This window comes from Streptomyces sp. ISL-99 (assembly GCF_018614005.1).
GTDB lineage: Bacteria > Actinomycetota > Actinomycetes > Streptomycetales > Streptomycetaceae > Streptomyces > Streptomyces flavidovirens.
Genome location: NZ_JAGGPC010000036.1, coordinates 70623 through 77637 on the forward strand (window position 1 = coordinate 70623; position 7015 = coordinate 77637).

6 protein-coding genes are annotated in these 7015 nt (G+C 73.5%); 1 reads left to right on the plus strand and 5 read right to left on the minus strand.

Annotated elements, in window-relative coordinates:
• Window positions 1–58: 58 nt before the first annotated feature.
• A complete protein-coding gene (locus J7E91_RS22660) occupies window positions 59–463 on the minus strand; it encodes a globin (protein WP_214907707.1) in 405 nt (134 codons plus the stop codon).
• Between the two features lie 114 nt (window positions 464–577).
• Between J7E91_RS22660 and J7E91_RS22665 the strand changes: the two genes are divergently transcribed.
• Window positions 578–1555 carry a methyltransferase domain-containing protein gene (locus tag J7E91_RS22665; RefSeq protein ID WP_214907709.1) on the plus strand — a complete coding sequence of 326 codons (978 nt, stop codon included), beginning with the start codon at window positions 578–580 and terminating at the stop codon, window positions 1553–1555.
• A gap of 35 nt (window positions 1556–1590) precedes the next feature.
• On the opposite strand, the gene J7E91_RS22670 is transcribed toward J7E91_RS22665, so the two are convergent.
• From J7E91_RS22670 to J7E91_RS22685, 4 genes are all read right to left on the minus strand, one after another.
• Window positions 1591–2853, minus strand: a complete 1263-nt coding sequence (locus J7E91_RS22670; protein ID WP_214907711.1) for an FHA domain-containing protein — start codon at window positions 2851–2853, stop codon at window positions 1591–1593.
• Between the two features lie 66 nt (window positions 2854–2919).
• Window positions 2920–4293, minus strand: coding sequence for a VWA domain-containing protein (locus tag J7E91_RS22675; protein ID WP_214907713.1), 1374 nt, complete (start codon window positions 4291–4293; stop codon window positions 2920–2922).
• A gap of 118 nt (window positions 4294–4411) precedes the next feature.
• Window positions 4412–5746 (minus strand): PP2C family serine/threonine-protein phosphatase, encoded by a 1335-nt coding sequence (locus J7E91_RS22680; protein WP_214907715.1) that lies wholly within the window; start codon window positions 5744–5746, stop codon window positions 4412–4414.
• A 3-nt stretch (window positions 5747–5749) separates the two neighbouring features.
• Window positions 5750–7015, minus strand: a 1266-nt coding sequence (locus J7E91_RS22685; protein ID WP_251016099.1) for a tetratricopeptide repeat protein, incomplete at its 5' end; no start/stop codon positions are given.

Here is a 7015-nt window from a genome sequence, read left to right on the forward strand (position 1 = left end):
ATGAGCACGGGCGTCACCTCGCGCACCCCTTCGGCGCCCTCAGCGTCAGCCTTCCGCGTCAGCCCTCGGTGTTCAGCATCGAAGCGGCGGCGTACGTCAGGTAGTTCCACAGCTGCCCCTCGTGCTCCTCGGACAGCCCGAGCTCGTCGACGGCGACGCGCATGTGCCTGAGCCAGGCGTCGTGCGCGGCCTTGTCGACGGTGAACGGCGCGTGCCGCATCCGCAGGCGCGGGTGGCCGCGGTTGTCGCTGTACGTACGAGGGCCGCCCCAGTACTGCATCAGGAAGAGGGCCAGCCGCTCCTCGGCGGGGCCCAGGTCTTCCTCGGGGTACATGGGCTTGAGCAGCGGGTCCTCCGCGACTCCCTGGTAGAACCGGTGCACCAGGCGCCGAAAGGTCTCCTCGCCGCCGACCTGCTCGTAGAAGGTCTGCTCCTGAAGCGTGCCGCGCGGAATCTCTTTCACCCGTCCATCGTCTCAGACGGACCGGCCGACGACCTAAGGCCTAGGACCGGCCACCAACGGCCACCCGGCGCCCACCCACTCGCCTCCCGGCCCGCGCCGCGCGACAGTGGGCGTATGGGCGCACCTGACGTGGACAAGTACGCCGAGGCCCGTGCGGCACTCGTACGGGACATGACGGCGGCCGGGGCCCTCGACGACCCCGCCTGGCGCGCGGCCTTCACCGAGGTCCCGCGGCACCTGTTCGTGCCGTACTACTTCGTCCCCGGCCCGGCGGGCCACGAGCGGCTGTGGGGCGAGGACCCCGATCCGAGGCGGCGGGCGCGGTGGCTGGCAGGGGTCTACTCGGACGCGCCCCTGGCGACGCGCATGCGCGGCAACGAGCTGGTCTCCTCCAGCAGCCAGCCGTCGCTGATGGCGGGGATGCTGGAGGAGCTGGATGTACGGGACGGGAACGCCGTACTGGAGATCGGCGCGGGCACCGGCTACAACGCGGCGCTCCTCTCGCACCGTCTGGGCGACGACAAGGTGACCACGGTCGACCTGGACCCGGAGATCACGGAGTCGGCGCGCAAGCACCTGGAGGCGGCGGGTTACCACCCGGCGGTGGTCACCGGCGACGGCGCGCGCGGTTGTCCCGCCCGCGCTCCCTTCGACCGGATCATCGCGACCTGCGCCCTGCCGTCCGTACCGCGCGCCTGGCTCGCCCAGTGCCGGCCGGGGGCGCGGATCGTGGCGCCGCTGGCGACCGGCCTGATCGCGCTGGACGTACGGGACGCCGCGCACGCGGAGGGGCGCTTCCTGCACACCCCGGCGTACTTCGTGCCGCTGCGCGGCGGCCCGGCGGAGCCCACGTCGAGGAACATGGGCGGGCTGCCGCGCCGTGCGCTGGAGAACGACCTGTTCCGGTTCATGCTCACGCTGACCGCGGGCAGCCTGGACCCGCACGAGGCGCTGACGCTGTGGCACCGCGAGCATCGCCCGCCTCGGGAACGTTTCGGTATCACGATCGCCGAGGACGGGGAGTGGGCGTGGCTGGACGATCCGCAGGGACCGTACGCATGGCCGCTGGGCGGGGCGGCGGAGGTGGCGTAGATCCGCTGCGCGGCGTCCGGAGGGCGTCCGGGGGGCTAACCCCTGCGCACCGTGATCGTCGTCCACGCGCCGACGTGGACGCGGTCGCCGTCCCGGAGCGGGATCGGGACGTACGGCTGGATCGGGTCCTCCGCGCCGTTCACCGTGGTGCCGTTCGTCGAGTTCTGGTCGACCACCGCCCAGGAGCCGTCGGGCTGCTGGACCAGGACCGCGTGCTGGTGCGATACGCCCGGGTCCTCCGGCGGTACGGACAGGTCGATGTCGGGAGCTTCGCCCGTGCTCTGGCGGCGGCGGCCGATCGTGACCTGGTTGCCGGTGAGCGGGCGCTGCTGCTCGGGCGAGTACGCGGGCAGGTTGAGGCCCGCGGCGTCGGGGCCGCTTCGCTGCATCATCGCCATGAAGTACTCACGGTCGGGGCCCACGGTCGCGGTCCAGCCGGCCGGAGCGGGCGGCTGGTATTGCTGCTGCGGCGGCTGTGCCTGCGGCGGCTGTGCCTGTGACTGCTGTGGCTGCGGCGGCTGGGGCTGCTGCTGGGGACGTTGCTGCTGGGACGGCGGGGGGAGCATCCAGTCGTCGTCACCGTTGCGGTCCCGCCGCGGGGGCGCCGGCGGCTGCTGGTGCTGCGGCGGTGCGGGCGGTGCCTGCTGCTGGAACGACGGGGGCGGTGGCGGGCCCGGCGGCTGCTGGAAGGGCGGCTGCTGCTGGAAGGCGTGCGGCGTGGCCTGCCGACCCGACTGCCCGGGCGGCGCCTGCGTCGGCGCCGGTGCCAGCGGCTCGGCCGGCCGGTTCATCTGCGACGGGCGCGAGGCCTGGTACTCGTACGGATCGCGGGGCTGCGGGGGCGGCGGCCCCTGCTGTGCCTGGAAGCCCGGCGGCAGGTTGAGGCCTGGGCCGGGGCCGGGGCCGCCGGGACCAGGACCGGAGGTCTGCGGGGCGACCGGAGTGTAGGAGGTCGCCGTGTTCGTCAGGAAGTTCCAGCGGCACTCCTCGCAGAACGGGGCCATGGCCTCGCGCGGCGTGCGGCACTGCGGGCAGAGCTCCGCCTGGGCGGTGGCGTCCGGTCCCGGCGGCGGGAAGCCGTAACCAGAGCCGGGACCAGGACCGGGACCGGGACCACGACCGGGGCCGCCGGGACCAGGGCCAGCACCGGGACCAGGCCCCTGCGGGTAGCCGTAACCGGGAGCGGGCGGCGGCGGAGGGGGCGGGGGAGGCGGCGGCACGGCGCCGGCCATGCGATGGCCGCAGACCTCGCACCAGTCGTCGGAACCCGACTGGTGTCCGTTCGGGCAGGTCGGCATGTCGGCGCTTCCCCCTCTCTCGTCCGGCCCGAAGGCCGCAAATCGGTACTTCTCACAGCTTTTTGGTTACTTCTTGACGCGAACCGTCTTGGTCGAGCGCGTTTCGAGGGTCATCTCGTCCGCCTCCGCGACCTTCGCTTTGAGTCGCACAGTACCGGTCGTCGCGTCGACGACGTCCACCACCTTCGAAAGGAGTTTCGCGGTGTCCGCGTTCCCGGAAGCGGCCGCCAGCTGCACCGCGCGCCCCAGTTTCGCCGTCGCTCCATCGAAGTCGCCCGACTTGCGAGCATTGAGGCCCTGTTGGATGACGTGTGCCAGTTCGGCCTGGCCCGAGTAGTGCGCCACCTGTGGGTTGATGGAGGTGGACGCCGCCACGTCGTCCGTCCACACCGCGCGTACGAGCCCCTGGGAGAGCGTCTGCGGCGTACCGCCCGCCGGATCGGGGCGGACCAGGGAGACGCGGGCCGCCAGCATCTCCTGGCCGATGCCGGCTTCCGGCACCCGCACGCACACGTGGTAGTCGCGGGACTCGTCGCCCCAGGAGCCCGTCGGGTAGTCCCCGGAACGCGGGCCCACCTCGGTGCGCCGCCCGGTCAGGTCCTCGACGGCCGGCGCGACCTGCTTGACGAACTTGATCTCCACACCGACGGGCGTCCACAGCCGCAGCGCCACGTCCGCGACCTCCTTGCCCATCGCCTTCTCCATCATCTGTGTGAAGTCCGCCGCGAGGCCGCCCGGGTCGGCGACGATGTCCGCCGTGCCGAGCAGCGCCGAGGCGATGCCGGTGACCTCCTTGACGTCCCAGTCCGTACCGACACCACGTGCGTCACAGGTGAAGCGGCCCGCGCAGGCTTCGAGGGCGTTCTGGAGGTGCTTGGGGGACTCGTGCTCGTTGCGTCCGTCGGTCAGCACAATGCCGTGCCTGATCGGGGCATCCGCCCGGGCGAGCAACTGGTCGGCCAGCCGCAGCCAGGTGCTGATCGCCGTGCCGCCGCCCGCGGTCAGCTTGTACAGGGCCTCCTTGGCCTGCGCCCTGGTCACCTGGTTCGCGGTCGCGAGGCGCCCGTTGCCCGGATAGACCTCCTTGGCCTGGTGCGTACCGCTGACCACCGCGAAGGTGACTCCGTCGCGCAGGGTGTCGACGGCGGCCGCCGTGGCCTCGCGCGCGTTGCGCATCTTGGCCGGCGGGTACTCCATCGAGCCCGAGCAGTCGATCATGATCACGACGGCGGCGCTCGGCGCGCCCGGCAGCTGTCCTCCCGGTATGTACGCGGGCGAGGCCCCGGCATCGGCAAGGAGCGCGGCGGCCCCGCTCGTGCCGCCCCCGGTGGACGTCACGGTGACGATCGCGTTGACCTCGCGGCCGCCCTCCGGCAGGTACTCGTTCTGGTAGACGTCGACGGAGAACTGAGGCACACGCGACTTCGAGAAATTGGCCATGGTCAATCGGCTCCTCGGGACGGGCGGACTCGACTCCACTCACTTCACTCCACGAGGCACCTGGTGAAGGCGGTCAAGGCGGTGAGTGAGTGACGGGTGTGGTCGGGATGCAGGGGCCTTACGCCGTGCCGTAGGCCGATCCTGCCCCTTGCTCCGGCATGGCGAACGGCAGCACGGCCACTGTTACGTTGTCGTGGCCCCCGCCGTCGAGCGCGTGCCCCACCAACACCTGGGCGCAGTGCAGTGGCCGGGCGGCGGCATCGGCCGGCGCGGCCTGCGCCATCTCGTGCGCCGCCTCCGCGTAGTTCCACAGGCCGTCGGTGCACACCACCACGACGCCCGGCCGGTCCGGCTTGAACGACGCGGTGTGCGGCTCCAGTTCGTACGCGTCGGCGCCGAGCCAGCCCGTGATCGCGTGGGCGCGCTCGTCGGCGTACGCCTCCGCCTCGTTCATCAGGCCCGCGGCCACCATCTGGGCCGCCCACGAGTCGTCCTCGGTGAGGCGGGCGGGCGGCGCGGTGCGGTCGTCGGGCACCCAGTAGACGCGGCTGTCGCCGACCCAGCCGACGACGAGCAGCCCGCTCGCCACGATCGCGCCGACGAGCGTGCAGGCGGGCGCGTTGGTGTGGCGGTTCGGGTCGTGGTCCATGGCGTGACCCGTGTCGGTCGCGAGGGAGTTGACCGACTCCGCCGCCGCGACGATCGCCTCGTGCATCGCCTGCTGCGGGTGCGTGCCGCGCGGCAGGGACTCCAGCAGGGCCTCGTTGGCGGCGGTCGCGGCGGCCGCCGACGCCTCGTCGGGGCGGGTCGCCGACGACACGCCGTCGCAGACGATCGCGACGACGGCGGGCGAACCGTCGGGCAGGGCCGCCGCCGAGACCGCGAACGAGTCCTCGTTGCGGTGGTGGCGCAGCCCGCGGTCGCTGACGGCGGCGACCGCGTCCAGCTCCTGCTCCATGTGGTCGCGCTCGCGGGGCTGGGCGTGGCCGCAGTTCTCGCAGTAGCCGTCCTCGTCGATCCGGCCGGTGCGGCACGCGACGCACACCTTGGCGACCGTGCCGGACGGGGGCGTCGGCTCGGGGACGACGGAGCGGGGATCGACGGAGCGGGGGTCGACGGGCTGCGGTTCCGCTTCCGGCCGCGGGGGTACGAGGCCGGGCGCCGCCAGCTCGAAGTCGTCGATCCCGGACGCGGGCGTCGCCCGGGGCGGATCGTCGTACCGTACGGCCGCGGGCGGCATCCCCGTGCCGGGCTCCGCGCCGAGCCCCCCGCCGGGCTCCGCGCCGCCCGCCGTGGGCGGCACCGTGATGGCCACCGTGGGGTGGTCCACCGGCGCCGGCGACAGGCCGGACAGGTCGTACCCGCACGCCCCGCAGAACAAGTCCCCGCGCTCCAGCGGCTCTTCACAGCCGGGACAGGTCGGCTCAGCTGGCAGCTGGCGCATCTGCGACATCTTTCACACCCAGGTCCGGGGGCGGAAACGGTTGGCCCGTTCCACCAGGTCGATCCTCTCCTCGCCGCGCTGGGCGAGCCGGGCAAGTACCCGGTACGAGCGTTCCAGACCGAAGCGCAGGCCGCGCTCGTCCAGTTGGCTGCCGAGCAGCGCGGTCTGCGCGGGGCGAGCCCCGTGCCCACCGGAGAGTACCCAGTCCAGAGCGGTGCCCAGCACCTCGGTGGACAGCTGCTCCCGGCGTACGGCGTCGAGTCCGAAGTTGTCCAGGGCTTCCACCTGGGCGGCCGCCGCCGTCAGGTCGTCGATCAGCGCGTCCTGCGCGGCGCGGCGGCGAAGGCGCGCGCGTACGGCGGCGACACGGGCCGCCGTGTAGTGGATCGACGCCTCGGGCACGGACTCCAGCGTGCGTACGGCGCCGGTCCTGTCGCCCGCCGCGAGCTGGACGCGGGCCAGCCCGAAGGCGGCGCTCACGTAGCTCGGGTCGGTAGCCCATACGAGGCGGTAGTACTCGGCGGCGTTGTCGAGCTGACCGAGCACTTCGGCGCACACGGCCAGGGCCAGCTTGGGCGCGGCCTCGCCGGGAAACGCGTCGTAGACCGCGTCGAACGACAGCGCGGCGATCTCGTTGTCGCCCGACGCGAGGGAGGCGATGCCCCGGTACCAGACGACCCGCCAGTCGTCGGGGTGCTGGAGCTCCAGGGCGTACAACGCCTCGGCGGCGGTGGCCCGTTCGTCCATCTCCAGCCGGGCACGCAGCTCGCGCAGCCGGCGCTCGACGGAGTCGGCGGGCGCGGACTGGAGCGCGGCGATGAGCTCCGCGGGCGCGGAGGCCAGCAGGCCCGCGAGGAACCCCGCGTTGGGATCGTCCGGGTCCACGCGCGGCACCGGCAGCGCGAGCGCGGTCGCCCCCGCCTTCAGCGGGGCGAGGTACGGCGAAAGCGCCGGTACGCCGCCGGCCCCGACACCGGGAGCGGCCCCCGGCGGCGCGACAGCCTGCGGCACGGTGACGGGCGCGGGAACGGCAGCCTGCGTACCGGCATACGCCACACCGTCCCCGGCCCCACCGCCGCGGACCTCGGCACCGGCGTAGCTTCCGGGTTGCGCACCCGGGGTGGCGTAGCTACCGGGCTGGCTGCCGGGGCTCGCGTGAGCGCCGGGTGTGACGGCGTATCCCTGGGGCGCACCGGGGAGCGGCCCGCCGGCCGGGTGCGGGACAGGGCCGGTGCTCTGCGCGGGGATGACAGCCGTGCCCGGGCCGCCGCCCAGGGC

Excerpts from the sequence above, each read along its gene's own strand:
- J7E91_RS22665 (WP_214907709.1), top strand. The coding sequence starts at position 578 with ATGGGCGCACCTGACGTGGACAAGTACGCCGAGGCCCGTGCGGCACTC.
- J7E91_RS22670 (WP_214907711.1), bottom strand. The coding sequence starts at position 2,853 with ATGCCGACCTGCCCGAACGGACACCAGTCGGGTTCCGACGACTGGTGC.
- J7E91_RS22675 (WP_214907713.1), bottom strand. The coding sequence starts at position 4,293 with ATGGCCAATTTCTCGAAGTCGCGTGTGCCTCAGTTCTCCGTCGACGTC.
- J7E91_RS22680 (WP_214907715.1), bottom strand. The coding sequence starts at position 5,746 with ATGTCGCAGATGCGCCAGCTGCCAGCTGAGCCGACCTGTCCCGGCTGT.